This is a genomic window from Brevundimonas sp., from assembly GCF_036405315.1.
GTDB lineage: Bacteria > Pseudomonadota > Alphaproteobacteria > Caulobacterales > Caulobacteraceae > Brevundimonas.
In genome coordinates, this window is the sequence record NZ_DASWXW010000155.1 from 1 (window position 1) to 26518 (window position 26518).

A 26518-nucleotide genomic window follows, 5' to 3' on the forward strand; every position below is an offset into this window, starting at 1 on the left:
CCGAAGCGGATAAAGGATTTCACGACAAACGACGTTCATCGCGACAGGGGTCATATGGTGCAAGTGCGAAATGACTTCAAGTGAAAATTGTGCGACGCAACATATGAACGCCGATCACCTGCGCAGCGCCCGGCGATCACAACTCCGTTGACGGCTTGTTAACCCTCTCGAAACCCACGAGTCCGATGTTAGCCTTTGTAACGCGCGGTGATCAGGGTCGTCTTCGCGCCACAGTGACGAGGCTAGTAGATTGACCATGAACGCTGCATTCCGCCGTCGCTTCCTGGCCGCCCTTGTTCTGGGGGGCGTGGTCCTCACGCCCGCCCTCGGCGCGCCGCCGCCGGTCGCGCAATCCTCGGACAATTCGCGCTACGCCTCGATCGTGGTCGACGCCGCCTCGGGCGAGGTGCTGTTCTCGCGCTTCGCCGACGCCCGGCGCTATCCGGCCTCAATCACCAAGGTCATGACCCTGTACCTGACCTTCGAGGCGCTGGAGTCCGGCAAGGTCAAGCTGACCGACAATCTCACCGTTTCGCCGCGCGCCGCCTCGCAGCCCCCGTCCAAGCTGGGCCTGGCCGCCGGCCAGTCGATCAGCCTGGAAGACGCCATGAAGGCGACGGCGGTCCGCAGCGCCAATGACATGGCCGTGGTCCTGGCCGAGCACATCGGCGGCTCCGAGGCCCAATTCACCGCCCGCATGACGGCTAAGGCCCGCGAACTGGGCATGGAGCACACCCGCTTCACCACCGCCAACGGTCTGCCCGACACGCGCCAGGCGACGACCGCCCGCGACCTGTCGATCCTGAGCCGCGCGGTGATGCGCGACTACCCGCAGTACTACCGCTACCTCGGCCTGCACGACTGGTACTACAACGGTCGCGACTATCGGAACACCAACGGTCTGCTGGCCACGGGCCGCGGCTATGACGGCATCAAGACCGGCTTCACCAACGCCTCGGGCTACAACCTCGCGGCCTCCTCGGTGCGCGACGGCAAGCGGATCATCACCATCGTCATGGGCGGGCGCTCGACCGCCAGCCGCAACGCCCACGTGGCCGAACTGATGGACACAGGCTTCGAGGTCCAGCGCCGGCGCGGTCAGGGCGAGCGCATCCAGGTGGCCCAGGCCTTCTTCGAACAGCGCGGCTACGGCATCAGCGCCGATCCCAATCCGCCAGTCGAATACGCTTCGGCTTCGGATGAAGACGGCGAAGGCATCGGCTCGACCGCCGTGGCCTATGTCGCCGGTCCGCCGCCCGCCAACCTGCCGACCCAGGTGACGCCGCCGCCCTCGGCGCGGGCTGCCGCCCCTCGCGCCGCAACGCCCCGCGCCGCCGCGCCGGTCCAGCGCGCCGAGGCCCCCCGCACGCCCGAGAACCTGACCGCCTCGCTGAACGGCGGGTCGACGAGCGCCACGCGCCGTTCGTCCTCCGCCGCCACCCCGACGCGCGCATCGACACGTGAAGCGGCCCGCCAGCCGGCTCGCGAGTCCGCGGGCCGCTGGACGGTTCAGGTCGGCGCCTTCCGTGACGAGACCGTAGCGCGCACCTGGCTGAACGACGTCAGCCGTCGCTTCCGCACCCAGTTCACAGAGGCGCAACGCGACGTTCAGAACGCCGACGGCTGGTACCGCTCGCGCTTCACCGGCATGACCCAGGCCGCCGCCGAAGCCGCCTGCGAGGCCTTGGGCGAACGTCGCGTCACCTGCATGGTCATCCGCCCCAGCTAGACGCCCCTGCCCTGACCGTTGCGCCAGCCGCCCTCGGCCAGACGCCGGGCGTAGTCGGCCACGTCCGACGGCCAGGCCTCGATGGCGGCGTCAAACGCCGCCCAGTCGCCCGCGAACAGCATCCGCGTCGCCTCCTCATAGCCGGGCTGGTCCCCCGCCATGGCCGTCATGAAGCGATAGGCGGCCTCGCGGCTGTGGCGCACGCGATCCGGCCCTTCGGCCTCGCGCAGGGCGTTTTCCACCAGCTTCCTCAGCGCCACGGACGCTCCACCCGGCTGGGCCGCCAGCCAATCCCAGTGACGCGGCAGCAGGGTCACTTCGCGCGCCGTCACGCCCAGCTTGGGCCTCCCCGGTCCACGCTTCTCGACCGGCTCGTCCGGCGTCAGTCGCGCCAGAACCGCCGCCAGATCACCGCGCAGGTCGAACTCCACCGAACGCGCGTCGGCGTCGTCGAAAATCAGCACCGCCTCGCCCGCATCATGCGCGGCCTTCACCGCCACCAGGACCACGGAGGGCGCGCCGCTGGCGATCAGACGCTCGCCGGCGAAGGCGGTGCAACTTGTGGTCGGCATCATCATCTCCCCGAACAGGTCGAGATAATTTACCCGGGTAAAATATAGCCGTCAATATCGCCGGCGTCGTTCAGCGAGCGCGCTCACCCTCGCCGAACAGACTGGCGGCGATCCAGCTGACCACGCCCGTCACAATGGCCGCGCCGATCCCGGCCCACAGGCCGTTGACCGCGAACCCGCCCAGGAACCAGGCCGTCAGCCCGATCATCGCCGCGTTCACAACCAGCAGGAACAGGCCGAGCGTCACAATGGTCAGCGGCAGGGTCAGGATCACCATGATCGGCCGCACGATGGCGTTGACCAGGCCCAGGATCACCGCCGCCGCGACCAGCGACCCGGTCGAGGTGAAGTCCACCCCCGGCACGACCCTGGCGGACAGCCACAATCCGAGGGCGGTGACGATAGCCTGAACGATGAAACGCAGCATGGAAGGCAATCTCCGTGAACCTTGACCATATAGTGCGTCAGATGGTGTTTCGCTCCCGTGCGAAATTCGCCCTGCCCTGCTAGCCTCGGCGCGACACCTCTGACGGAGCCTCCCCATGAGCCTTCACGGCGCCTACGAACCCGACAACATCTTCGCCAAGATCCTGCGCGGCGAGATCCCCAGCGTGAAGGTGTGGGAAGACGACGACGTCCTGGCCTTCATGGACGTCTTTCCCCAGTCCGAGGGCCATGTTCTGGTCGTCTCCAAGACCTCGCGGGCGCGTAACCTGCTGGAGGTCGAGCCGGAGGCGCTCGCCAAGCTGATCGCCGCCGTCCAGCGCACCGCGCGCGCGGTCGAAAAGGCGCTGAAGCCAGAGGGCCTCAGCCTGATGCAGTTCAACGGCGAGGCTGGCGGCCAGACCGTCTTCCACCTGCATTTCCATATCGTCCCGCGCTGGGCCGACCGCGCCATGAAGGGCCACGGCCACGCGCCGATGGCCGACACTGAGCAACTTAAGGCCCTGGCCGCCCGGATCGCCGCTGAACTGGATTGATCAGAGCGGGCCCTTGAAGATGAAGAAGGCCCCGCCCGCGATCAGCGAGAAGCCGACCAGATGGTTCAGGGTCAGCTTCTCGCCAAGGTAGAGCACCGAGAAGACGGCGAAGATCACCAGGGTGATCACCTCCTGCATGGTCTTCAGCTCGGCCGCCGAATAGACCTGATGGCCGATGCGGTTGGCGGGCACGGCCAGGCAGTATTCGAAAAAGGCGATCCCCCAACTCAGGATCACCACGATCCACAAGGGCTTGGCCCCGAATTTCAAATGGCCGTACCAGGCGAAGGTCATGAAGACGTTGGACAAGGCCAGCAAAAGGATCGGCGTGAGATAGGGCGTCATCGGCATGGGCGGACTGTGCTTGCGTCAGAGAGATTCCGCCAGCATAAGGCCCGCAACGCCGGATTAGCACAGTGGTAGTGCAGCGGTTTTGTAAACCGAAGGTCGCGGGTTCAAATCCTGCATCCGGCACCATTTTTCCGGCCGCCTCCTCCCCATGTCCGAGACGACCAACAAGCTGGGCCACAAGATCGGGACGCGCGGGGCGCGCACCCGCCGGGCTATTCTCGACGCCCTGCGCGGCCTGCTGAACCACAAGCATCTGGGCGAGATCCGCGCCGCCGACGTGGCGCTGGCGGCGGGCGTCTCGGCGCCGACCTTCTACACCTATTTCAAATCCGTCGAGGAAGGCCTGCTGATCCTCTGCGAGGAGGCGGGCGAGGACTTCCAGCGGCTGGCGCGGCACATCCACGCCGACTGGACCGGCGACCGCGCCTTCGACGCCGTCCGCGCCTATGTGCTGGAGGTGCTGGCCCTGTGGAACGACCACGGCCCGGTTCTGCGGGTCGAGCATATGCTGGCGGACAAGGGCGAGCCGGGCTTCGCCGAGACCCGCATCAAGCGGATGCGACGACTGCACCTGGCGCTGGAACGCCGCATCGCCCAGGCCAAGGCCAACGGCATGCACCCCCAAGGCCTGAGCCCGCGCCTGACGTCCTATGAGACCGCCAATCTGGTGGAATCCGTGGCCGCCGGATTCGCCCTGATGCGCCGCGCCGACACGGCCGAGGCCATCATCGACACCACGGCGCACATCGTGGTGAAGCTGACGACGGGGCGCTGACTTCTCCTCCCTACGAAGTTGGGAGGTGGATCGGCGGCGCAGCCGACGAGGCGGAGGGGCGGGCCAGCCCAAGCTCAACCGAGCCCCTCCATCGCTTCGCGGCCCCCCTCCCCACAAAGTGGGGAGAAGAGATCTGACTCACCCCCCGCCCAGGGCCACGGCGACGTGATAGACGATGAAGGCCGCCAGATAGGCCAGGCCGAACAGATAGCCCACCATGATCAGGGTCCACTTCAGCGACCCGGTCTCGCGCCGGACCACGCCCAGGGTGGGCAGGCACTGAGGCGCGAAGACATACCAGGCCAGGAAGGCCAGGCCGGTGGCCAGCGACCAGTCGGCCGACAGGACCGAGGCCAGGGCGCCGACGTTCTCTTCGGCTCCGGCGATCGAATAGACCGTTCCAAGCACCGCCACGGCGACCTCGCGCGCGGCCATGCCGGGGACCAGGGCCACCACCATCTGCCAGCTGAAGCCGATGGGCGCGAAGACGGGCTCCAGCGCCTTGCCGATCATGCCGGCGAAGGAATAGTCGATGGCCGGTCCCGTCGCCCCTTCCGGCGGATAGGGGAAGGTCGACAGCGCCCAGACGATGATCATCAGCGGCAGGATGATCTTGCCCGCGCGTCGCAGGAAGATCTTGGCCCGCAGCCACAGATTGAACAGCACGCTCTTGATGTCGGGCGTCTTGTAGGCGGGCAGTTCCATCATGAAGGGCTCGACCGCGCCGCGCCAGAAGACCCGGCGGATCACCAGCGAGACCAGAAGCGCGCTGACGATGCCCGCCGCATAGAGACCGAACATCACCAGGCCTTGCAGGCTGGCCCAGCCCCAGACCGTCTCGTTGGGAATAAAGGCGGCGATGATCAGGGTGTAGACGGGGATGCGCGCCGAACAGGTCATCAGCGGGGCGATCAGGATGGTGGTCAGGCGGTCGCGCTTCGCCTCGATCACCCGCGTGGCCATGATGCCGGGAATGGCGCAGGCGAAGCTGGACAACAGGGGGATGAAGGCGCGGCCGTGCAGGCCGGCTCCGCCCATGATCTTGTCCATCAGGAAGGCCGCGCGGGCCATGTAGCCAAAATCTTCCAGCACGATGATGAAGAGGAAGATGATCAGGATCTGCGGCAGAAAGACCAGGACGCTGCCGACCCCGCCGATCAGGCCGTCGACGATCAGACTCTGCAACAGGCCGGTGAAACCCTGATCCGGCAGCACCGTGGCGACCCAGCCGCCGACCAGGGCGAAAAAGGCCTCAATGCCGTCCATCGCCGGCGTGGCCCAGGTGAAGACCGCCTGGAACATGATGAACAGGATGCCCAGCAGGATTACCAGACCGGCGATCGGGTGCAGCAGCACACTGTCGATCTTGCCTGTCAGGGTGTCCGGCCGCTCGGGCGGGCGGACGCAGGCCTTCATGATGCGCTCGGCCTCGCGGTGTGCGTCACGAATCTCGGCGGGGGAAGGAGCATGCCATTCGCTGCGGGTCTCGCCCACCGCCTGATCGGCCTGTCCTTGCGCGGCGGCGACCAGTTCGGCGATGCCGCGTTTGCGCGTCGCCACCGTGGTGACGACCGGCGCGCCGATCTCGGCCGACAGCTTCTCAAGGTCGATCCGCAAGCCCTGACGCTGGGCGATGTCGAACATGTTGAGGGCCAGCACCATCGGCCGACCGACCTGTTTCAGCTCCAGCGCCAGACGCAGCACCAGACGCAGATTGGTGGCGTCGGCGACGCAGACCACCACGTCCGGCGGCGTCTCGCCCGGCAGGGCGCCCAGGACGGCGTCGCGGGTGACTTCTTCATCCAGACTGCGGGCGCGCAGCGAATAGGTGCCCGGCAGATCCAGCACCGACAGGGTGCGGCCGTCGGCGGCGTGGATGCGCCCCTCCTTCCGCTCAACGGTGACGCCGGCGTAGTTGGCGACCTTCTGGTGGGCGCCGGTCAGGGCGTTGAACAGGGCGGTCTTGCCGCTGTTGGGATTGCCGACCAGGGCGATACGGGCCACGTCAAGGCGAGTGGGGCGAACGGCCATGTCCATCAGGCGTTTCCTCCATCCAGACGGATGGTCAGGCTGGCGGCCTCGTGCCGACGCAGGGCCACGCGCATGTCGTCCACCTTCATGGCGATGGGATCGCGACCGAACAGACCCTCATGCAGCAGTTCGACGCGCGCGCCCTCGACGAAGCCCAGCTCCAGCAGACGGCGTTCCAGCTCGACCTCGTGGTCCTGGTGGTGGCAGTGGGCCCCGACCTGAACAATGACGCCGCGATCGCCGCGGCGGGCCTGGCTGAGTTTGATGGTGTCGGTCATGGCGCTCATTACGACGGCGCCCGGCGCCGCTCACTTAAGTTGACAGTGATTATCAGCTGCGAACGGTTCGCGTCCAGTAACGATAACCGGCGCCGTTGCGACCAATCGCCCATCGGCTATCAAGAGCGTCTGGCCTATGGAGTTCGCCATGCGCACCCACCTGATGCTTTCCGCCACCCTGACCGCTTCGCTGGCCCTGGCGGCCTGCGGCGACAACACCGCCCCCGGCGCCGACGCGACGCCCAAGGCCCCGCCGCCGCCCGCCCTGACCGAGGCCGAAAAGGTCGCCGTGCTGGCCACCCTGCCCGCCCCCTACAACGCCGGCGATCTGGAGAACGGCCGCCGCGCCTTCGCCCGCTGCCGGTCCTGCCACACCATCACGCCCGGCGGCCCGAACATGGCGGGTCCGAACCTGTACGGGGTCTTCGGCCGTCAGGCCGGGGCCCTGGACAAGTACGGCTACTCGCACGCCCTGCGGACGGCGGACTTCGTCTGGGACGCCGACAAGCTGGATCACTGGCTTGAGAACCCCAAGACCTTCCTTCCCGGCAACAAGATGACCTTCGCCGGCCTGCGTGACGCCACGGACCGCCGCGACGTCATCGCCTTCCTGAAGGTGGAGACCGGCTACCAACCGGAAACGGCGAAGGCCGCTGCTGCCGCGACGGCCCCGCTTCCTGACCGATCAGCCCAGAGCGATTAGCTGGGGGTCATGTCCGGCGTCTTGCCCTCGGCGATCTCCCGGGCCTCCCACTCCTCGATCTTGCGGGCGGTGTATTCCGGCGACTTGGTGAAGCGCGCCAGCACGCCATAGATCACCGGCACCACGAACAGGGTCAGCATGGTGGCGAAGATCGCCCCCGTGAAGATGACCACGCCGATGGTCTGGCGGCTGCCCGCGCCCGCGCCTTGCCACAGCATCAGCGGCAGGGCGCCGAAAGCGGTGGCGATCGAGGTCATGATGATCGGGCGCAGGCGCAGGGCCGACGACTCGATGATGGCCTCGCGGATGCTCCGGCCCTGATCGCGCAACTGGTTGGCGAACTCGACGATCAGGATGCCGTTCTTGGCCGCCACGCCGATCAGGATGATCAGGCCGATCTGGCTGTAGATGTTCAGGCTGGAGCCCGCCATCAACAGGCCGAACAGGCCGCCCGCCGCCGCCAGGGGCACGGTCAGCATGATGACCGCGGGCGTAATCCAGCTCTCGAACTGGGCCGCCAGCACCAGGAAGACCAGCAGCAGGGCCAGGGCGAACGCCCAGCCCACGGCGCTGCCCGCCTCCTGCTGATCGCGCGCCGCCCCGCCCCAGCGGATGGTGGCCAGGCCTTGCGGCTGCTTGGCGGCCTCGGCGTTCAGGAAGCTGACCGCATCGGCGATGGTCATGCCCGGATTCAGGTCGGCCTGAAGCGTGATGGCCCGCTGACGATCCAGGCGGCGACGGTCAGGCGTGTCGCCCGAGGTCTTGGTCGTGACCACCGCCGACAGCGGCACCAATTGGCCCGCGCCGGTCGAGACATAGAGGGCCTGCAGGTCGGCCACGCCCCGACGGTTGTCGCGATCGGTCTGAAGGATGACGTCGTATTCCTGACCGCCCTTGATGTAGGTGGTGGCGCGGCGGGATCCGAACATGGTCTCGAGCGCGCGGCCGATCTGCTGCGACGACACGCCGAGGGCGGCCGCCTTCTGCGGATCGACGTCGACCAGCAGACGCGGCGCGTTCGGCTCATAGTTGAGCCGCGGACGCGAGAAGCCCGGGTTCTCTTGCGCCGCCGCCAGAATGGGCTGCAGCCAGTTGTAGATCGGGCCGTATTCGGCGCCGGTGACGATCATCTCAATCGAGTTGGAGTTGCCGCCACCGCGCTGGAAGGCGCCGGGGGTCGAGGCGTTGACCTGGGCGTCCGTCTGGCTGCGCAGCTTGCCGTTCAGCTCCTGCGCGATCTCGTCGGCCGAGCGATCGCGCACGGACCAGTCGGCCAGGTTCAGCACCCCGTTGCCCGAGTTGTAGCTGCCGCCGCCGAAGCCGGGCGAAGAGATCAGGTAGTTGGTCGCCTCGCCGTTCTCACGATACTCGGCGAGAATAGGCTCCAGCCCCAGCATGATCTTGCGGGTGTAGTCGAAGCCCGCGCCCTCCGGCCCCTGAACGCGAATCTGGACGCGGCCGCGATCTTCGTTCGGCACCAGTTCGCTGGGCAGGAGCAGGAAGATGCCGCCTGCTCCGGCCGCAACCAGAACGATCAGGCCGATCACCCCGCCCACGGCCGCGCGGCGGCCCAGCAGTGCGTTCAGCGAGTTGGCGTAAGAGTTCTTCAGCGCATCCATCGCCCGGTCGACGCGACGCGCCAGCCAGCCGCCGGTCTGGGCCGGCTTGAGGATCTTGGACGCCAGCATGGGCGACAGGCTGAGCGCCAGGAAGGCCGAGAAGGCCACGGCCGCGGCGATGGCCGCCGCCAGCTCGACGAACAGACGACCGACATAGCCCGGCAGGAACAGCAGCGGCGCGAACACCGACAACAGGACCACGGTCGTGGCCACGACGGCGAAGAAGACCTGACGCGCGCCACGCTCGGCGGCGACCAGCGGAGGCTCGCCCTGATCCAGACGACGCTGGATGTTCTCGACCACGACGATGGCGTCGTCCACCACCAGGCCGATAGCCAGCACCAGGGCCAGCAGCGTCAGCAGGTTCAGCGAGAAGCCCAGCGGCGCCAGGACGATGAAGGTCGCCAGCAGGCAGATGGGCGCCACCACCGACGGGATGATCGCCGCCCGCAGGCTGCCGAGGAAGATGAAGTTGACCAGGGCCACCAGCGCCATCGAGATGCCGATGGTGATCCAGACCTCGTCGATGGCGTGGGCGGTGAAGACCGAGTTGTCGGACCCGACTTCCAGCGTCGTGCCCGGCGGCAGGGTCGGCTTGACCTGTTCCATCAGGGCGCGCGCGCCCTCGGAGATCTGCAGGTCGTTGGACTGGGCCTGACGGGTCACGGCCAGACCGATCTGGTCAATGCCGTTGCCGCGGAACAGGCGGCGCGCCTCGGCGGGGGCCTCCTCGATCCGGGCGATGTCGCCCAGACGGGTGACGTAGGCCGCATTGCCCAGCAGGGCGCCGGTCACGCCGTTGGTCATGGCGGCGGAGGCGGCGCCGAGCGTGCCCGACGACTGGGCGCCCGTGGCCGTCGAGGCCGAACCTCGCGTGCCGATGGGCAACTGGGCGAAGTCGGCGGGCCGCGCATAGGTGCGGGCGACGCGGACCGTATAGTCCTTCTGGGTCGACTCCAGCGAACCGGCGGGCAGTTCGACGTTCTGGTTGGTCAGGGCGGTCTCGACGTCGGCGACCGTCAGCCCGCGCGCGGCCATGGCGGCGGCGTCCAGCCAGATGCGCATGGCGTAGCGTTGCTCACCGAAGATGTTGACCTGGGCCACGCCGGGCACGGTGGCGAAGCGATCCACCAGATAGCGGTCGGCGTAGTCCGTCAGTTCCAGACGGTTCATCGTCGTCGAGCGCAGGAACATGATCATGATCGGCTGGCTGTCGGAATCGGCCTTGGCCACCTCCGGCGGGTCCGCCTGATCTGGAAGACGCCCCTGAACACGCGAGACGCGGTCGCGCACGTCGTTGGCGGCGTCGTCGATGTTGCGGTCCAGCGAAAACTCGATGTTCACATTGGAGCGCCCGTCACGGCTGGTCGAGTTGATGCGCTCGACGCCCTGGATGCCGGCGATCTGCTGCTCGATCGGCTCGGTGATCCGGCTTTCGATCACCTCGGCCGAGGCGCCGGCGTAGCTGGTGTTGACCGAAACAATCGGCGGATCGACGTCCGGCAGTTCACGGACCGGCAGGAAGAAGAAGGCCGCTAGCCCGATCACGCACAGGACGATGGCCGCCACCGCCGCGAAAACGGGGCGACGGACCGAAACATCGGACAGCATCATCAGCGGGCCGCCTGGGACGCGCGCGCGCCGCCCTTCTTGTCGCCGGCGCCGCCGACCGTGACGGGCGCGCCCGGCTGGATGCGGTTCAGGCCGGACGCGACCACGCGGTCGTTGTTGTCCAGACCGGACAGGATTTCGACGAAACCGCCCTCGACGGCGCCGGTCTGCACCTCGACGCGCTGGGCGGTCATGCCCTTCTCGCCGCGCGCGATGCGATAGACGAAGGCGCCCTGGCCTTCATACTGCACGGCGGCTTCGGGGACCGAGAGGCTTTGACGGCGGCCCTGCTGCACGGCCACGCGCATCATCATGCCGGGGCGAATGCGGGCGCCGGGGTTGGCGAACTCGGCGCGCGCGATGACGGCGCGGGTCTGCTCGTTGACGCGCGTGTCCAGCAGGGCGATGCGGCCGCTGAAGGTCTCGCCGGCGTAGGCGTCCGCCGTAGCGATCAGGGGGGCGCCGACCTGCAGCACGCCCAGATAACGTTCCGGCAGCGGGAAATCGACGCGGATGGCGCTGGTGTCGTCCAGGGTGGTGATGACCGATCCGGGCGAGATCAGGGTGCCCGGCGTCACCGTCGTCAGACCCAGAACCCCGGCGAAGGGCGCGCGCAGCACGCGGTCGCCGCGACGGGCTTCGGACGCCGCGACGGCGGCGCGGGCGGTCTGAAGCGCCGTCTCGGCCGTCTCGGCCGTGACGCGCGGCGCCACGCCGCGCTCGGCCAGAAGCTTGAAGCGGTCATATTCGCGCTGGGCCTGGGCCAGTTGAGCCCGCGCCTGGATCAGGTCGGCGTCCTCCTCGCGCGCCTGAAGCTCGACCAGAGGCGCCCCGGCCGCGACCCGTTGGCCGTCCGTGAACATGACGCGGGTGATCAGCTCGGTCGTGTTCGAGGTGATGTTGACCGAACGCTTGCTGCGCGCCACGCCCAGGACCCGGATCTGATCGGCGAACTCGCGCGGGATCGCGACGGCCTCAGCCACCGCCTGACCGCGTCCGCCGCCGGGTCCGCCCCGTCCGCCGGGGCCGCCCGCCCCGCCCTGGCTGTCGTCTGCGAAGGCGATCTTCAGAACCGCCGCCAGGACCATGAGCCCCACCAGACAGGCCGCCGCGATAATGAAAAAATGGCGCTTGAACACGCGACGCAGTCTCCCCGACAACAAGCGGTCCCGCTTAGCGGGTCATGGCCGTTACGCAAATAAAGTATCTGTAACGTCGGCGTGGTTGGTTTCCGTCGCGGAAAAGGCGCCTAAAAACGTCGCCAAACCCCGATGATCGGCCCGTGCGCCACGGGGGTGTCGCGCCCCGCGACCGTATGCCGCCAGCCCGCCTGCACGCTCCAGTCGCCGATGTGACGAACAGCCGTGGCCTCCAGCGACAGCCAGCGCGCGCCGGAACCGTCGACGGCCTTGTCCGCCGCCCCGCCGAAAGCCTGCCCCATCAGCATCCAGTTGTCGTTCACGTGAGCCCCCGCAGTCAGGTCGACCCGCACCTCGTCGGGAAGCCCCTGACGCCAGCGACGCGCCGCCTGCCCCTCGACGAAGGCGCGCGAACCAAGCCAGCTTCGGCCGGCCAGCAGCCGCACCTCCCAGTCGCTGTCGCCAGCGCCCGGCGGCGCATAGCCTGCGTTGCGCCCCGCGCCGCCCTGGGCATAGCCCGCATAGACCGCCACGACCTTGTCGTTGTCGCGATAGGCCTGCCAGCGCGCCCCGATCTCGAGCGGGCCGCGCCCGTCGAAATCGACGTAGGCGTCACGCCCCTCCTGCCACTCGCCCTTCATCTGCAGGGTGAGCCGGTCGGTCAGTCCGTATTCGATCAACGCCGACGCCGAGCGATCCACCCGTTCCGTCGGCAGGTCGAACCGGCCTCCGAGGGGGCCGAAGGCCTGGTCGGCGCGCATCGACTCGTATTTCACGATCGTTTGTCCCTGCCCTTTCGGCAGGCTCCAGGCCCCGGCGAGGACGGGCGACGCCGACGCCAGGCCCAGAACGATCAGCAGCCCCCCGACCGCCCTCACACGTCGTAACCGGGCGATTTCCGTTCCAACTGGCGCAGGGCCCCCGGCCAGGCCAGGGCGGAGATGAAGCCGATGCCGCGCCCCTGATCCCGGGTCTCGGCCTGGGCGGCGTCGGGGGCGATCAGCACCTGCTCGCGCCCCCCCGACAGGGCCGCCACCTGCTGGGCGCAGGCCCGCTCCAGGAAGAAGATCCCGACCCAGGCCTGGGCCGCCGTCTCGCCGACCGCCAGGGTGCCGTGGTTGCGCAGCAGCATCAGCGGCTTGTCGCCGAGATCCGCCACCAGGCGCTCGCGCTCGTCGTGGTTCAGCGCCAGACCTTCATAGCCGTGGTAGGCGACCTGATGCTGCAACAGGCAGGCGTTCTGGCTGATCGGCAGAAGGCCGTCCTTTTGCGCCGCCACCCCGACCCCGTTCACCGTGTGCAGATGGATGACGAACCTGGCGTCTTCGCGGGCCGCGTGAACCGCCGAATGGATGGTGAAGCCGGCCGGATTGATGAAGCTGGTCGTCTCTTGAACAATATTGCCGTCCAGATCGACCTTCACTAGGGAAGAGGCTGTAATTTCGTCGAAATACCAGCCGTAGGGGTTGATCAGGAAATGATGCTCCGGCCCCGGCACGCGGGCGGAGATGTGGGTGAAGATCATGTCGTCCCACCCGTTCAGCGCCACCAGCCGATAAAGGGCCGCCAGTTCGAGGCGCACCTGCCATTCGGCCTCCGACACTCGCGACTTCAGCGACGACGTCGATCCGTCCGCCATGACGACCTCCCTTATCATTGTTCTGTTGAACGTCGCCCCAGCTCGGCCCGACGTCAAGCGACCGCGAGCGAGCGGCGGCAGGATTTCATTAACCCTGTTTTCACGCCGTCTGGATCAGGATGCGGCGCGGCCAGGGCGGTCGTTTCCAGAGGCGGAGCCGCCGGTGTCCACAGTCGTCCCGCTAGATCCGGTGAACCAGGCGCGAGACATCCCCTTGTCCGGCCTGAACCAGTTGCTGGATCTGGCCCGCAAGCGTTCGCCCGAGGATCAACGCCGCCTGCTGCTGGGCGTGGCCGGACTTTATGAATCCACCAAGGCCCAGGGGTCGGCGCCCGACGCCCTGGCCGACATCTTCATCGCCCTGACCCGCAGCGCCGAACGCGACGTTCGGCAGTCGCTGGCGAAGCAACTGGCCAGGGTCGACTGGGCCCCAGCCGCCCTGGTCCGGATGCTGGCGGCCGATGAAATCCAGATCGCCCGGCCTGTGATCGCCGCCAGCCCGCTGCTGCTGGATGACGACCTGCTGCACCTGCTGGCCGACTGTTCGATCGAACACCAGATTCAGGTGGCCCTGCGCCCGGATCTCGGTGCGGCGGTGGCCCGCGCCATCGTCGAGCGCGGCGACCCGACGGTGATGACCGCCCTGGCCACCAATCGCAGCGCCCGGATCGAAACCGCCGCCTTCGCCGACCTGGTCGACCAGTCCCGCCATCTGGCCGCCCTGCGCGCGCCGCTGACGCGGCATCCGGCGCTGGATGAAACCCTGGCCGCGCGTCTGTATCAGTGGGTCGGCGAGGCCCTGCGTCAGGCGATCAGCGACCGCTTCGCCCTGGACCCCGTCAGGCTGGCCCAGGCCATCGAGGTCGCGACCGATGAGGCCCGACGCGCGCAGGCCGAACCGGCTCCCTCGCTCGCCGCAGAGGACCCCGACGCCCGACTGGTGGCTAAATTGCACGCCGCGGGCCAGCTTCGTCCCGCCTATCTGATCCGCGCCCTGCGCGAGGGAAAGCTGGGCGTGTTCGCTCACGGGATGGCGGCGCTGGGCCGGTTCGACATCGCCCATGTGCGGCGGGCGCTGCAGGGCGACACCGCCCGCCCCCTGTTCCTGGCCTGCACGGCCGTCGGCCTGGATCGCGCGGCCTTCCCCACTCTTCTGGCTGAAATCCGCAAGCTGAACAAAGGCTTCCCGGCCGATCCCGACGCTTCCGCCTGGCGTCTGGCGGAACGGTCGGCGGATCAGGCCGCCTATGAATTCCGGCTGCTGATGGCGGAAGTCGACGCGGCTTCCGTTTGACACGGACCGCCGGCTCCGCTTGCGTAGCGGCGTGACCCAGCCCTCCACGCCCCTCGCCCTCACCTTTGTCGCCAGCGACCGGCCGGAAGCCGAGGCCGCGCGGCTGCGCCTGAGCGAACGCTACGGCTCCGTTCCCGTCGCCGAGGCCGACGTCATCGTGGCCCTGGGCGGCGACGGCTTCATGCTGGAGACCCTGCACAACAATCTTCAGCTTCGCACCCCGGTCTACGGCATGAACCGGGGCTCGGTCGGCTTCCTGATGAACGACTATGAGGACGACGGCCTGCTTCAGCGCATCGCCGAGGCCGACCGCACCGTCATCCACCCCCTGCAGATGGACGCCTGGACCGAAAGCGGCGAGGTCCACAGCGGGCTGGCCATCAACGAGGTCTCCCTGCTGCGCCAGACTCGTCAGACCGCCAAGCTGCGGGTCAGCATCAACGACAAGGTGCGCCTGGAGGAGCTCAGCTGCGACGGCTGCATGGTCGCCACGCCCGCCGGATCGACCGCCTACAACCTGTCGGCGCACGGCCCCATCATCCCGCTGGACGCGCCCAGCCTGGCCCTGACCCCGATCAGCGCCTTCCGCCCCCGACGCTGGCGCGGGGCCCTGCTGTCGCACACGGCGCGCGTCCGATTCGAGGTGCTGGAGGCGGACAAGCGGCCTGTCAGCGCCACCGCCGATAATTTCGAAGTCCGGCGCGTCACCCGGGTCGATGTGCGTGAACGTCGCGACATCAGCCTGACCATGCTGTTCGACGCAGGCCGGTCCTTCGAGGAACGCGTCATGGCCGAACAGTTCGCCAGCTGAAACGTCACGGGTTTTTAAGGCTCGGCCGGCTAGGTTCTCCGTTACGAGTTCAGGAGCCTGTCACGTGAGCAACCCTCCGCAAGTCATCCGCCCGCCCAACCCCCTGCGCGCCAAGGTCGGCGGCGGCTTCGGCGGCATCGACGCCGACGCCATCGCCAAGGCCGAGGCCGCCCTCAAGGCCATGTCGGCCCAGTTCGGCCAGTGGCTGCAGGACGAAATCGTCAAACTGGATCAGGCCCAGGCCGACATTCGCGCCAAGGGCTACACCCCGGAAACGGCCGAAGGCCTCTATTTCCGCGCCCACGACCTCAAGGGCCTGGGCGCCACCTACCAGTATCCTCTGGTGACGCGCCTCGCCGGCTCGCTGTGCCGACTGATGGATGACGCCGACAAGCGGTTGCAAGCGCCAGCCGCGATCCTGGACGCCCACATCGACGCTATCCGCGCCGTGGTTCGGGACGAGATCCAGACGGACGATCATCCGGTCGGCCGCGCCCTGGCCGAGACCCTGGAAGCACGGGTCGCCGAACACCTGGCCTGATCCGGGCTTTCCGGAACAAGAAAGGCGCCTCCTCGCGGGGGCGCCTTTTTTAGTGACTGCCGATCTCAGGCCGCGCTGACCGCAACCGCCGCTTCATGCCCTCCGGGCCGATCCAGCCGCTCCATCAGATAGGCCAGATCCTCGCGCGCCGCATTGGGGCGCTGGCTCAGGAAGCGTTCCAGCATTCGCTGGCGGAACTGGTCGCTGGCCGTGTCGCCGCCCTCGGCCTGCAGCGCGCGCCAGGTGTCGACGCCGGCGCGGAAGGCCTGGAAAAGGCGGGGCGGCAGCCCGGCGCGGTCATAGATGGACTTCAACCCCAGGGGTCCGGCGTCATGCACCATCAGCCAGGCCCGATGGTGCGGTGTTCCCGTCAACTCCGCCAGGGCGTGTTCGAACAGGGCCATCTGCCCCCGCGCCAGCGCCCGCAGAAGCAGCGAGGCGTTCAGCACCTTGCGTGCGTTGAGCCCGGCGACGAAGGCCGGCAGGTCGTTGCTGGCCCGGGCCTGATCCACCAGATCAACGGTGGCCCGCTCGCGCGCGAACCGGGCGACCTGGATGGCGGTCTCGGGCGCCACGGCGTGACGCGTCACCAGATGCTCGCGCACGGCGTCGCTGGCCAGGGCCACCAGCCGCTCCGTCACCGACAGCGGCAGCACCTGGCGATAGGCCACGGCGGAGACGACCTCGGGGACCTGGCCGAAACGGTCGACGACCACGCCCAGAGACGCCTCGGAAATATCGGCGTTGTCGTTCGCCGCCAGGGCGCGCACGGCGGACTGGCATCCCTCGGCCGCCAGCACGGCGGCGACGTCGCGCGGCACGCGATCCCGCGCCGCCACGGCGGTCTGACGCACAGCCGAACCCGCGCGCACGATCTCGATCAGGTCGTCGTCGGTGAAGGCCGGCGAGCTGGCGATGATCGGCAAGGCCACGCTGTCGGTGTCGGCGGCCAGGCGGCGCGCCACCTCGCGCGGCATCACGTCCGAAGCCTTCAGGGTGACGGCCAGGGCCCGCCGCACCAGTTCAGCGGCGTCATTGGCCAGAACAGACAGAATCTTCTGGGCCGCGGCCCGATCGGCGTCGTCCAGCGGCATCCGGTCGATGCTGCGACACAGCTTGTGCGCCGCCGCCGCGCGGTCGTCCTCGGCGTCGGATTTGATCAGGCGCCTGATGTCGCTTTCCGTCAGTCGGGCGCGGTAGGCGGTCATGAGAGAGCTCGTGAGCTAGGCGGGCGAAGAATCAATCGTCACGCCTAGCGTTACATAGTTAACACCTCATTAGGAATGAGGCGAAACCACGTTCTTTTACGCCGTCGTCTCCGCGGGCGGCGCGAAGGCCCCGCCAAATCCGCTGCTCTTGCCGCCCGATCCATCCTGCCCCAGCAGCAGGGCCAGAAGGCTCTGGTCCTGCTTCAGGCGATCCAGGCGCGCCGCCAGCATCCGGTCCTTCTCGCTCAGGTCCGGCGTCGTGTTCAGGGTCGAACCGACGCCCGCAGCCGGGGCCCCCTCGCCCGCCGTGCGCTGCAGGTTGGCGTGGACCTCGGCCACCGTGGCGTGGCGGCCGTTGCGATAGAAGATCGAGCGATTGGCCGAGGCCGCGTCCGGGAACAGCGAGGCCGCGCTGGCGCCGGGCCGCGACTGCATCGCCTCCATCAGCTTGGCGGCGCCCGCCGGGCCGAGGAAGTGGGCGGCGTAGAGGTCGCCGGCGCCCGGCTCGCGCCCGGTGCGGCCGCGCAGATAGGCGGCGTTGGAGGCCGTCAGCTCCGCCGCCATGGTCGAGGCGGCCTGGGCGTCGAAGCGCAGGTCCAGCACCACGTTGCGGGCCGAGCCCTGCACCTGCCAGCGGCCGTCGTCGCCGCGATGGATCAGGTCGGCATACTGGCCGTAGCCGTGCTTGGCGCCGTGCTGCTTCACCGTGGCCAGCCAGGTCTGCTCGATGAACTGGAACAGGCCCGAGGCGGACGAGGTGCCGGCCCGTGCGGACGGGTTCATCGCGCTCTCGCGACGCGCCGTTTTCATCAGGAAATCGAAGTCCACGCCGGTCGTGCTGGACGCACGCCGGATGGCCGCCTCAACCCCGCCAGATGATGGAATCGCTCCTACGCTCATAGGGTGAACGGTCGCTAACCAAGGTTAATGAAAGCCTAATATGCAAGCGCCGCAATATCGCCGCAAGCTTGGCGCGACCATCGTTCGGTGGGCGCTGGGGAGGGCCTGCGACAGGAGGCGTTGAAGGCCATGATGATCAGAACCGCGGGCGGTCCCGGACTGGTGAGCCCGATAGACTTTTCCGAACGGAAGAAGCCGATCCCGCGCTGGATGTGGGCCGCGATCGGGGCGTCCGCCCTGGTCCACATCGGCGCCGGCGTGTGGCTCTACAATCAACGCTTCCAACTGGCCGACATCCCCGTGGAAAGCGAAGGGCCGGTCACGCGGATCGACATCCTGCCGATGCCCAGGCCGCCCGAGCCGCTGGTCGCGCCCAAGGTTCCGCCCGCGCCGACGCCGCCGATCCATAGGCCGGCGACCGTCATTCCCTCTGACGTGCCGCCGCTGGCGGTTCCGATCGCCCCCGTCGCCTCGACCGACACGGGGCCGGTGATCAACCTGACCGCCCCGGCCAGCGAGCCCTCGACCGGGGCGGCGGTCAGCGCCGAGCCGGTGCGGTCGCCGCCGGTCATCACCAACCCCGACTGGGTGCGCAAGCCGACGGCCGAGCAACTGATGCGGGCCTATCCCTCGGCCGCCGAGGCGCGCGGCGTCAACGGCGTCGCTGAGCTGTCCTGCCTGGTGCGGGTGGACGGCTCGTTGACCGGCTGCTCGGTGACGTCCGAGACGCCCGGCAATCAGGGCTTCGGGCGGGCGGCCCTGGGCCTGACGCGCTACTTCCGCCTCAGCCCGCGCACCGTGGACGGTCGGGCCGTCGACGGCGCCCGCGTCGGCATGGCCATTCGCTTCACCCTGCCTGAAGGCTAGATGAAGCGACGGGGCGCGAGGGCCGGCTCCTTCGAGGGCCGGCCCTCGACATCGTCCGCGACCACCCCGGCGACCAGCGGCCCCAGCAGCCAGCCGTTGCGACGCGGCCCCAGGGCCAGATGCAGACCCTGCCCGACCGCGCCCGCCATCGGCAGACCGTCCGGCGTGGCGCCGCGCACGCCCGCGCGCCATTCGATCTGAAGCGGACGCGGGTCCTGCCCCAGCACGGCCCAGGCCGCCGCCAGCATCCGGGCGCATCGCTCGGGATCGGGCGTCAGCGACCGCTCGCCCGCCTCCATCGTCGCCCCGATCACGCAGCCCGCCCCCATCGGCGCGACATAGGCGCCGGGACCGCGCACGACGTGATCGGTCAGCCGCTCGGAAACCAGACCTATCTGGCCCCGGATGGGCGTGATCAGGGCCAGAAGGCTGGCGACCGTTTCAGGCAGACCCTCCGGCTTCGTCCCCGCCCCGGTCGCCAGCACGACCTGATCGGCCTCCACCGAACCCGCCGTGGTCTCGACGCGCCATCGGGCGCCTGTTCGCGACAACGCTGTCGCGCGCCCCTCGATCAGGCGAATGTCACGGGCGAGCGCCGCCAGAGCCTGTTCCGGTTCGACCTTCCAGTCCTCGCGGGTCGTCAGGCGCCCGAGCGCGCGGTCGTGGTCATGCTCGAACCCCAGGGCCGCCATCCGATCCGCCAGAACCTCGGCCTCGCCGCCGCGCCACTCGGCCCGATCGCGATCCAGCCGGACGCCCGTCGCCGCCGCGAAATCGGCCCAGGCGTCGCGGGCGCACCGCAGCAGGGCCGCGTGTGCAAGGTTCAGGTCGTCGATCGCGCTTTCCATCGCGGGTGCGATCATGCCCGCCGCGACGCCCGAGGCGTTCAGGCCGCCGGGATCGACCACGGTCACGTCATGGCCGCGTCGCTTCAGTTCCGCCGCCGCGCACAGGCCCAGAACGCCCGCGCCGACCACCAGGATGTCTTGAGAATTGAAAAGGGGCACGGGCTGTCCTTCGACCTCCCGCGCCCCGATTTCAACCCGGCTTTTGTCCTACTCGGCGGCCAGCTTGGCCGCGCGGGCTTCCTCCAGACGCTTGGTCAGGGCCGCGTGCTGGCCCCACAGGGCCTTGGGCAGGCGGTCGCCGAACTTCTCGTAGAAGGCGGGGATCAGGGCCGCTTCCTCGGTCCAGACCTCGGCGTCGACGTCCAGCAGGATCTTCAGATCGGCGTCCGACAGGCTCAGCCCCGACAGGTCCAGCGCGGCCTTGGTCGGCAGACGGCCGACCGGGGTGTCCACGGCCTCGGCCTTGCCGTCCAGACGCTCGACGATCCACTTCAACACGCGGGCGTTGTCGCCGAAGCCCGGCCAGACGAACTTGCCGTCCTCATTCTTGCGGAACCAGTTGACGAAGAAAAGCCGCGGCAGCTTGGCGGCGTCAGCCTGCGCGCCCAGCTTCAGCCAGTGACCGAAGTAGTCGCCCATGTTGTAGCCGCAGAAGGGCAGCATGGCGAAGGGGTCGCGGCGCAGCTCGCCGACCTTGTTCTCGGCGGCGGCGGTGCCTTCCGAGGCCACGGTCGAGCCCATGAAGACGCCATGCTCCCAGTCGAAGGCTTCCGTCACCAGCGGCACGGCCGAGGCGCGGCGGCCGCCGAACAGGATGGCGTCGATCGGCACGCCCTTGGGGTCTTCCCATTCCGGGGCGATGGCCGGGCACTGGCCGGCGGGCGCGGCGAAGCGGGCGTTCGGGTGGGCGGCAGGCTCGCCCGAGGCCGGATCGTGCGGCTGACCCTTCCAGTTGGTCAGGCCCGCGGGGGCTTCCTTGGTCAGACCTTCCCACCAGACGTCGCCGTCCGCGGTCAGGGCGGTGTTGGTGAAGATGGTGTTCTTCGTCAGGGTCGCCAGGGCGTTCTGATTGGTGTTGCGGCTGGTGCCCGGCGCCACGCCGAAGAAGCCCGCTTCCGGGTTCACGGCATAGAGGCGGCCGTCGTCGCCGAAACGCATCCAGGCGATGTCGTCGCCGATGGTCTCAGCCTTCCAGCCCTCCAGCGCCGGCTGCAGCATGGCCAGGTTGGTCTTGCCGCAGGCGCTCGGGAAGGCGGCGGCGACATATTTGGACACGCCCTCGGGGCTGGTCAGCTTGAGGATCAGCATGTGCTCGGCCAGCCATCCCTCGTCGCGGGCCATGACCGAAGCGATGCGCAGGGCGTAGCACTTCTTGCCCAGCAGGGCGTTGCCGCCGTAGCCCGAGCCATAGGACCAGATTTCGCGCGTTTCGGGGAAGTGGACGATCCACTTGTCGTCGTTGCAGGGCCACGGCACGTCGGCCTGGCCTTCGGCCAGCGGCGCGCCCAGGGTGTGGACGGCGGGAACGAAGACGCCGTCGGCGCCCAGCATGTCCAGCGCGCCCTTGCCCATGCGGGTCATGACGCCCATCGACACGGCGACATAGCCGCTGTCGGTGATCTCGACGCCCAGGGCCGAGATCTTGGAGCCCAGCGGGCCCATGCAGAAGGGCACCACATACATGGTGCGGCCCTTCATGCAGCCGTCGAACAGACCGTCCAGGCGCTCGCGCATCTCGACGGGGTCGGACCAGTTGTTGGTCGGGCCGGCGTCGGCCTCGTCTTCCGAGCAGATGAAGGTGCGGCTCTCGACGCGGGCCACGTCCTTGGGGTCCGAGGCGGCGTAGTAGCAGCCGGGTCGCTTGGACTGATCCAGTTCCTTCAGCGTGCCCTTGGCGATCAGGTCGGCGACGATGGCCGATTTCTCGGCTTCCGAACCGTCGCACCAGTGGACCCGGTCGGGCTTGGTCAGGGCCGCGATCTGCGCGACCCATGCAACCAGACCCTTGTGGTCGGTCGGCGCGGGATAGAGTCCCGGAATCGATACGTCTGCAGTCACAACATGGTCTCCTGAACCGGGCCGCCCGACGATCTGACGCCGTCATGACGAGTCGGACGCTGATCACGTCCTGTTTCAGGCGCAATGCCATCTGAGGCGACGCAAGGTCAACCGTTGCCGGAATTCACTTCCGCCGGAATAGATTTGCTGCATTGCAGCATGGTTTCTGGTCGCGACGCGCATCGAGCAAGGATATCAAGACCGGATGCGAACCATGGACACCCTCACCGCCCTGCCCGACGGGGCCCTGGCGTCGCCCGCCTCGGTGCGCAACGCCGAGCCGATCCTGAACCTGCTGCGCGCCCACCTGCCGAAAAACGGACGGGTTCTGGAAATCGCCTCCGGGTCCGGCCAGCACGCCGTCTTCTTTTCCGGCGCCCTGCCCGGCCTGGTATGGACGCCCAGCGATCCCAGCCCCGACGCCCGCGCCAGCATCGCCGCCTGGGCGGCCCAGAGCGGATCGGACAATCTGCAGCCGCCGGTGGCGCTGGACTGCATGAATGAGGCGACCTGGCCCGAGGGTCCGTTCGACGCCGTCGTCTGCATCAACATGGTCCACATCAGCCCCTGGGCGGCGACCGAGGGTCTGATGAAGCTGGCGGAACGCGCCCTGCCCCGGCCCGGCGGCCTGCTCTATCTCTACGGCGCCTATCGCGAGGCCGAGGTTCCGCTGGCCCCGTCGAACGAAGCCTTTGACGTCAATCTGAAGGCCCGCGACCCGGCCTGGGGCCTGCGCGACCGGGACGACGTCGTGGCCCTGGCCCGCTCGCACGGCCTGGCGCTGACCCTGCGGACGGAAATGCCCGCCAACAACATCAGCCTGCTGTTCCGCCGGGTCTGAGGCCGCGCCGCGAGGCTTGCCCCCGCGCCCCCCGCCACTCTACAGAGCCGCATGGCTTTCACCCGCACCTACGACGGCCCCGAGCCGGTCCGCATCAACAAGTGGCTGGGCCAGACCGGCGTCTGCTCGCGCCGCGAGGCCGAGGGCCTGATCGCCGCCGGCATGGTCAGCATCGACGGCGAGACCGTCACCGACGCGGGCCGCAAGATCGAGCCGGGCCAGACCCTCACCCTGAACGACCGGGGCCAGGCCGCTCTGGCCTCGGGCGTCACCATCCTGATCCACAAGCCGCTGGGCTATGTCTCGGGCCAGCCCGAACCGGACAAGATCCCCGCCGTGCGCCTGCTGACCGAGGCCAACCGTGTCGGCGAAGGCGCCGTCCCCGCCGAGGACGCCTCCCTGCCCCCCATTGGCCGTCTGGACGAGGATTCGCGCGGCCTGCTGCTGCTGTCGTCGGACGGGGTCGTGGCCAAGGCGGTGATCGGCCCGCAGTCGCATCTGGACAAGGAATACCTGGTCCGCGTGGCCGGCGACGTGACCGAGAAGAAGCTGGCCCTGCTGCGCCGAGGCCTGATGCTGGACGGGCGCATCCTGAAATACGCCAAGGTGTCGCGCATGGAGCAGAACCGCCTGCGCTTCATCCTGACCGAGGGCCGCAACCGTCAGATCCGCCGCATGTGCGAGATGGTCGATCTGGAGGTCATCGACCTGCTGCGCATCCGCGTCGGCCCGATCCACCTGGACAACCTGCCCGAAGGCAGGTGGCGGATGATCACGGCCGAGGAGCGCGAGGCCTTGATCAGCGGCTCGGCGGGCTGATCCCTCCGTCTCCGCCGGGATGAGCGGAATGGGCTAGACCCGCAGCGCCTCGAACCACCGCTGCAGCAGGGCCGCCTCGGCGCGGTGGGCGGCGACGCGGGCGGCGGCTTCCTCGTCCACGCCCCAACGTTCCTCGGTGAAGGCCTCGTCCAGACGCGACAGGTCCAGCGCCGCCTCGCCCGCCAGCGCCCCGCGCTGCACCGCCAGCCCCAGGACCGCCGAGCCGAACAGGGGCACGGCCGTCGCCAGCCCCGTCAGGCTGTGGTCGTCCATCTGCATGGCCAGCGCCTTGACCCGTTCCAGCGCCTCGGGCGCCTGGCCCCGGTGGACAATGCCCTCGGCGGTATGCAGTTCGACGGCCAGCTCCCTGGCCGCCCAGTCCCGCCACGGTCCCCACGCGGCCTGCTGACGCTCAATCAGAGCCGTCGGATGTTCCGCCAGATAACAGAGGACGTCCGACCCGGCGTAGGCGGCGATCTCGGCGGCCACCGGCTCGCGCGTCTGGCTGACCCGGTCGATGGCGGTCGAGGCCAGACGGGTGGCGGGCATGGTTCCGGGGACCAGGAATTCGCCCTGCGCCGCCCATTCGTCGGCCACCAGCCGCGCGGCGGCCTCGGTCGGCAGGGTCAGGGTGTTTCCGGCGGGCGTTTTGGGCGTGCGGCCGTCCAAACGCACGGTCCAGCGGCCCTCGTCCGGCGAGATGTCGACCTCCTTCCAGAAGCGTTTGATGCGCTCCTCGGACTCGCGAAAGCCCTTGCGAGCGGCGACGTTGGGATCAAGCGGGGGGATGTGGGACATGGGTCGTCTCAGGCAGCAATAGACGTCGAGGCGAAGCGCTCCAGCGCCGCCTCCAGATCAGGACAGTCGACGGCGACGTGATGCGCGCCCGCCGCGACCTGCTCCTCACGGGTGTGGAACCCCCAGCCGACGCCCAGAGGATGCACGCCCGCATTGAGCGCCATCAGGATGTCGTGGCTGGTGTCGCCGATCATGACGGTCGAAGCCGCATCGGCCCCGCAGGCGGTCATGGCGGCGAACAGCATGGCCGGATCGGGCTTGCCCGGACCGTCGGCGGCGCAGTGGCTGGACAGGAAAAGCGCGCTCCATTCCGGCCGCGCCAGGTTGCGGGCCACGCCGCGCCGGTTCTGACCCGTCGCCAGCGACAGCCGCCAGCCGTCGCGCTTCAGCCGACGCAGGGTGTCCATGACGCCCGGATAGAGGGGCTCTTCGTGCCCCGCCTCGTACATGGTGCGGAAACTGGCCTGGAAGGCCGCCACGAAGTCCGCCAGTTCGGCCAGCGTCAGGCCCGGCTCCAGCACGTGCAGCGCCTTGTCCAGCGTCAGGCCGACGATCTGGCGCACCCGATCATAGGAGGGCTCGGGCAGGCCCAGATGCCGCGCGGCCTCGCAGCAGGCGCGATGGATCGAGGCCCGGCTGTCCACCAGGGTCCCGTCAATGTCGAAAACGGCGAGCGGACGGCTCATCGCTGGCGCTTGACCCCTTCGAAGGGATCGACGTCGCTCTCATCCTCGGAGAAGCCGAAGTGGGCGAAGCCGGCCTTCATCTCGGGGCTCAAGGGGGCCTCGACGATCAGCTTGCCGCCGCGCGGGTGGTCCAGCTCAATACGGCGGGCGTGAAGCTGCAGCTTCAGCACGCCGGACAGTTCACGCGACTTCTCGTCACCATATTTGGCGTCGCCAAGGATGGGGTGGCCGATGGCGGCCATGTGGGCGCGCAACTGGTGCGTGCGGCCGGTGAAGGGACGCAGGGCCATCCAGGCGGCGCGGTGAGCGGCGCGGCTGATGGTGGCGAAGGCTGTCTCGGCCGGTTCTCCCTTGGGGTCCTTGGGATCGGCCGGGCGCATCATCTCGAAGTCGTTGATGCCGGTCTTCTTCAGCGCCATATCGATCTGACCATGCGTCGGCTTGGGGTTGCCGATGACGATGGCCCAGTAGGTCTTCTTGGCCTGACGCCGGGCGAAGGCCCCGGCCAGACGCTTGGCCGCTTCGGGGCCCTTGCCGAGCAGCAGGACGCCCGAGGTGTCGCGGTCCAGGCGGTGGACCAGGCGCGGCCGGTCCATGCCCTCGCCCCAGGCCGACAGCAGACGGTCGACGTGCTTGGTGGTCTTGGTGCCGCCTTGCACAGCCAGGCCATGCGGCTTGTTCAGGGCGATGACCATGTCGTCTTCATAGAGGACCAGCGACTTGGCGTAGGCCACGTCGCGCTCGGTCAGTTCATGCAGGTCGCCGGGCTTGCGCGGGTTGGCTTCAGGCAGCGGCGGCACGCGCACGGCGGCCCCGGCGGTCAGGCGGTCCTGCGGCTTGACCCGCGAACCGTCGACGCGGATCTCGCCCTTGCGGGCCATCTTCTCGACCTGGATATGGGTCAGGTGCGGCCAGCGACGCTTGAACCACCGGTCCAGGCGGATGTCGTGTTCGTCTTCGGCGACATAGAGGGTCTGGACTTCGCGGCTCATGCGCCCACTCCGGTAAACAGTTTGCGCGCGATCATCAGGCCGACGAACAGGGCGGCGATGGAAAGAACCACCGAACCCACCGCATAGACGAAAGCCGTGGCCAGTTCACGGCGTTCGATCATCAAGGCGACTTCCAGCGAAAAAGCCGAAAAGGTGGTGAAGCCGCCAAGCAGGCCGACGGCGGCGAACAGGCGGATGCTCTCCTGCCCCGCGCCCGCCTTCAGCGCCAGCCAGCCGGCCAGCAGCCCCATCAGCAGACCGCCGGTGATGTTGGCGGCGAAGGTGCCCCAAGGCCACGTGGCGCCGGGCGCCAGCCGCCCAACCGTCAGACCCAGCCCATAGCGGGCCACGGCGCCCAAGGCGCCGCCGACGGCGACAAGAAGAAATTGCGTCATGCCGGGCTTCTACACCGACACGGCGGGAATGAC

The 26518-nt window shown here is 68.7% G+C and carries 27 protein-coding genes and 1 tRNA gene; 11 read left to right on the forward strand and 17 right to left on the reverse strand.

The features are described 5' to 3' along the window. Window positions 1–256 precede the first annotated feature (256 nt). On the forward strand, window positions 257–1729 hold the full coding sequence (locus tag VGE49_RS09540; RefSeq protein ID WP_331034325.1) for a D-alanyl-D-alanine carboxypeptidase family protein: 1473 nt from the start codon (window positions 257–259) through the stop codon (window positions 1727–1729). Here the strand turns inward: VGE49_RS09540 and VGE49_RS09545 are convergent. After that, on the reverse strand, window positions 1726–2301 hold the full coding sequence (locus VGE49_RS09545) for a DUF2239 family protein (RefSeq protein WP_414643631.1): 576 nt from the start codon (window positions 2299–2301) through the stop codon (window positions 1726–1728). The two genes, VGE49_RS09540 and VGE49_RS09545, sit on opposite strands and share 4 nt — an antisense overlap. A 70-nt stretch (window positions 2302–2371) precedes the next feature. Next, window positions 2372–2728: a phage holin family protein gene (locus VGE49_RS09550; protein ID WP_331034327.1), complete on the reverse strand. Its 357-nt coding sequence runs from the start codon at window positions 2726–2728 to the stop codon at window positions 2372–2374. A gap of 115 nt (window positions 2729–2843) precedes the next feature. Between VGE49_RS09550 and VGE49_RS09555 the strand changes: the two genes are divergently transcribed. Continuing rightward, complete coding sequence (locus tag VGE49_RS09555) at window positions 2844–3281, forward strand: HIT family protein (protein WP_331034328.1); 438 nt, start codon at window positions 2844–2846, stop codon at window positions 3279–3281. Here the strand turns inward: VGE49_RS09555 and VGE49_RS09560 are convergent, their stop codons facing one another. Further along, window positions 3282–3632 (reverse strand): DMT family protein, encoded by a 351-nt coding sequence (locus VGE49_RS09560; protein ID WP_331034329.1) that lies wholly within the window; start codon window positions 3630–3632, stop codon window positions 3282–3284. Window positions 3633–3683: 51 nt separating this feature from the next. Between VGE49_RS09560 and VGE49_RS09565 the strand changes: the two genes are divergently transcribed. Together VGE49_RS09565 and VGE49_RS09570 are read left to right on the forward strand one after the other, a co-directional pair. Further along, a tRNA-Thr gene (locus VGE49_RS09565) sits at window positions 3684–3758 on the forward strand. 22 nt (window positions 3759–3780) lie between these two features. After that, entirely contained in the window at window positions 3781–4407 is a 627-nt protein-coding gene (locus VGE49_RS09570; protein WP_331034330.1) for a TetR/AcrR family transcriptional regulator, read from the forward strand. A 138-nt stretch (window positions 4408–4545) separates the two neighbouring features. Here VGE49_RS09570 and feoB read toward each other — a convergent pair whose 3' ends face one another. Then, window positions 4546–6444, reverse strand: coding sequence for a ferrous iron transporter B (gene feoB / locus VGE49_RS09575; protein ID WP_331034331.1), 1899 nt, complete (start codon window positions 6442–6444; stop codon window positions 4546–4548). Then, complete coding sequence (locus tag VGE49_RS09580; protein WP_331034332.1) at window positions 6444–6716, reverse strand: FeoA family protein; 273 nt, start codon at window positions 6714–6716, stop codon at window positions 6444–6446. The genes feoB and VGE49_RS09580 overlap by 1 nt, the downstream gene beginning before the upstream one ends. 148 nt (window positions 6717–6864) lie before the next feature. On the opposite strand from VGE49_RS09580, the gene VGE49_RS09585 reads away from it, so the two are divergent. Next, a complete protein-coding gene (locus VGE49_RS09585) occupies window positions 6865–7419 on the forward strand; it encodes a c-type cytochrome (protein WP_331034333.1) in 555 nt (184 codons plus the stop codon). On the opposite strand, the gene VGE49_RS09590 is transcribed toward VGE49_RS09585, so the two are convergent. The 4 genes from VGE49_RS09590 to VGE49_RS09605 all read right to left on the reverse strand — a co-directional run bounded on the left by VGE49_RS09590 (window position 7416) and on the right by VGE49_RS09605 (window position 13427). Continuing rightward, on the reverse strand, window positions 7416–10649 hold the full coding sequence (locus VGE49_RS09590; protein ID WP_331034364.1) for an efflux RND transporter permease subunit: 3234 nt from the start codon (window positions 10647–10649) through the stop codon (window positions 7416–7418). The two genes, VGE49_RS09585 and VGE49_RS09590, sit on opposite strands and share 4 nt — an antisense overlap. Before the next feature lie 2 nt (window positions 10650–10651). Beyond that, the gene (locus VGE49_RS09595; protein WP_331034334.1) at window positions 10652–11788 is read right to left on the reverse strand and encodes an efflux RND transporter periplasmic adaptor subunit; all 1137 of its coding nucleotides are present in this window, start codon (window positions 11786–11788) and stop codon (window positions 10652–10654) included. A gap of 110 nt (window positions 11789–11898) precedes the next feature. After that, on the reverse strand, window positions 11899–12564 hold the full coding sequence (locus tag VGE49_RS09600; protein ID WP_331034335.1) for a hypothetical protein: 666 nt from the start codon (window positions 12562–12564) through the stop codon (window positions 11899–11901). A gap of 98 nt (window positions 12565–12662) precedes the next feature. Continuing rightward, window positions 12663–13427, reverse strand: a complete 765-nt coding sequence (locus tag VGE49_RS09605; protein WP_331034336.1) for a class II aldolase/adducin family protein — start codon at window positions 13425–13427, stop codon at window positions 12663–12665. A gap of 163 nt (window positions 13428–13590) precedes the next feature. Here VGE49_RS09605 and VGE49_RS09610 point away from each other — a divergent pair, with 163 nt between their 5' ends. From VGE49_RS09610 to VGE49_RS09620, 3 genes are all read left to right on the forward strand, one after another. Next, the gene (locus VGE49_RS09610) at window positions 13591–14721 is read left to right on the forward strand and encodes a DUF2336 domain-containing protein (protein ID WP_331034337.1); all 1131 of its coding nucleotides are present in this window, start codon (window positions 13591–13593) and stop codon (window positions 14719–14721) included. Window positions 14722–14752: 31 nt separating this feature from the next. Then, window positions 14753–15532: an NAD kinase gene (locus tag VGE49_RS09615; protein ID WP_331034338.1), complete on the forward strand. Its 780-nt coding sequence runs from the start codon at window positions 14753–14755 to the stop codon at window positions 15530–15532. A gap of 64 nt (window positions 15533–15596) precedes the next feature. After that, entirely contained in the window at window positions 15597–16073 is a 477-nt protein-coding gene (locus VGE49_RS09620; RefSeq protein ID WP_331034339.1) for an Hpt domain-containing protein, read from the forward strand. A 65-nt stretch (window positions 16074–16138) separates the two neighbouring features. Here VGE49_RS09620 and spbR read toward each other — a convergent pair whose 3' ends face one another. Together spbR and VGE49_RS09630 are read right to left on the reverse strand one after the other, a co-directional pair. Then, window positions 16139–17281: a SpbR family protein gene (gene spbR / locus VGE49_RS09625; protein ID WP_331034340.1), complete on the reverse strand. Its 1143-nt coding sequence runs from the start codon at window positions 17279–17281 to the stop codon at window positions 16139–16141. Window positions 17282–17377: 96 nt separating this feature from the next. Continuing rightward, the gene (locus VGE49_RS09630) at window positions 17378–18181 is read right to left on the reverse strand and encodes a transglycosylase SLT domain-containing protein (protein WP_331034341.1); all 804 of its coding nucleotides are present in this window, start codon (window positions 18179–18181) and stop codon (window positions 17378–17380) included. A gap of 129 nt (window positions 18182–18310) precedes the next feature. Here VGE49_RS09630 and VGE49_RS09635 point away from each other — a divergent pair, with 129 nt between their 5' ends. Beyond that, window positions 18311–19048 carry a TonB family protein gene (locus VGE49_RS09635; protein WP_331034342.1) on the forward strand — a complete coding sequence of 246 codons (738 nt, stop codon included), beginning with the start codon at window positions 18311–18313 and terminating at the stop codon, window positions 19046–19048. On the opposite strand, the gene VGE49_RS09640 is transcribed toward VGE49_RS09635, so the two are convergent. Both VGE49_RS09640 and VGE49_RS09645 read right to left on the reverse strand, forming a co-directional pair. Beyond that, window positions 19045–20055, reverse strand: a complete 1011-nt coding sequence (locus VGE49_RS09640; protein ID WP_331034343.1) for an NAD(P)/FAD-dependent oxidoreductase — start codon at window positions 20053–20055, stop codon at window positions 19045–19047. The two genes, VGE49_RS09635 and VGE49_RS09640, sit on opposite strands and share 4 nt — an antisense overlap. Before the next feature lie 48 nt (window positions 20056–20103). Further along, window positions 20104–21954: a phosphoenolpyruvate carboxykinase (GTP) gene (locus VGE49_RS09645; protein WP_331034344.1), complete on the reverse strand. Its 1851-nt coding sequence runs from the start codon at window positions 21952–21954 to the stop codon at window positions 20104–20106. 214 nt (window positions 21955–22168) lie between these two features. On the opposite strand from VGE49_RS09645, the gene VGE49_RS09650 reads away from it, so the two are divergent. Then, window positions 22169–22795, forward strand: coding sequence for a DUF938 domain-containing protein (locus VGE49_RS09650; protein WP_331034345.1), 627 nt, complete (start codon window positions 22169–22171; stop codon window positions 22793–22795). 51 nt (window positions 22796–22846) lie between these two features. Further along, window positions 22847–23614, forward strand: coding sequence for a pseudouridine synthase (locus VGE49_RS09655; protein WP_331034346.1), 768 nt, complete (start codon window positions 22847–22849; stop codon window positions 23612–23614). 33 nt (window positions 23615–23647) lie between these two features. Here VGE49_RS09655 and VGE49_RS09660 read toward each other — a convergent pair whose 3' ends face one another. Genes VGE49_RS09660 through crcB form a run of 4 tightly spaced genes read right to left on the reverse strand, consistent with a single transcriptional unit; the run spans window position 23648 to window position 26485 of the window. Continuing rightward, the gene (locus tag VGE49_RS09660; RefSeq protein WP_331034347.1) at window positions 23648–24412 is read right to left on the reverse strand and encodes an ATP12 family chaperone protein; all 765 of its coding nucleotides are present in this window, start codon (window positions 24410–24412) and stop codon (window positions 23648–23650) included. Window positions 24413–24420: 8 nt separating this feature from the next. Next, entirely contained in the window at window positions 24421–25098 is a 678-nt protein-coding gene (locus VGE49_RS09665; RefSeq protein WP_331034348.1) for an HAD-IA family hydrolase, read from the reverse strand. Further along, window positions 25095–26090, reverse strand: a complete 996-nt coding sequence (locus VGE49_RS09670; RefSeq protein WP_331034349.1) for an RluA family pseudouridine synthase — start codon at window positions 26088–26090, stop codon at window positions 25095–25097. The genes VGE49_RS09665 and VGE49_RS09670 overlap by 4 nt, the downstream gene beginning before the upstream one ends. Further along, window positions 26087–26485: a fluoride efflux transporter CrcB gene (crcB, locus tag VGE49_RS09675; protein WP_331034350.1), complete on the reverse strand. Its 399-nt coding sequence runs from the start codon at window positions 26483–26485 to the stop codon at window positions 26087–26089. Before crcB ends, VGE49_RS09670 begins: the two co-directional genes overlap by 4 nt. Window positions 26486–26518: the final 33 nt, after the last annotated feature.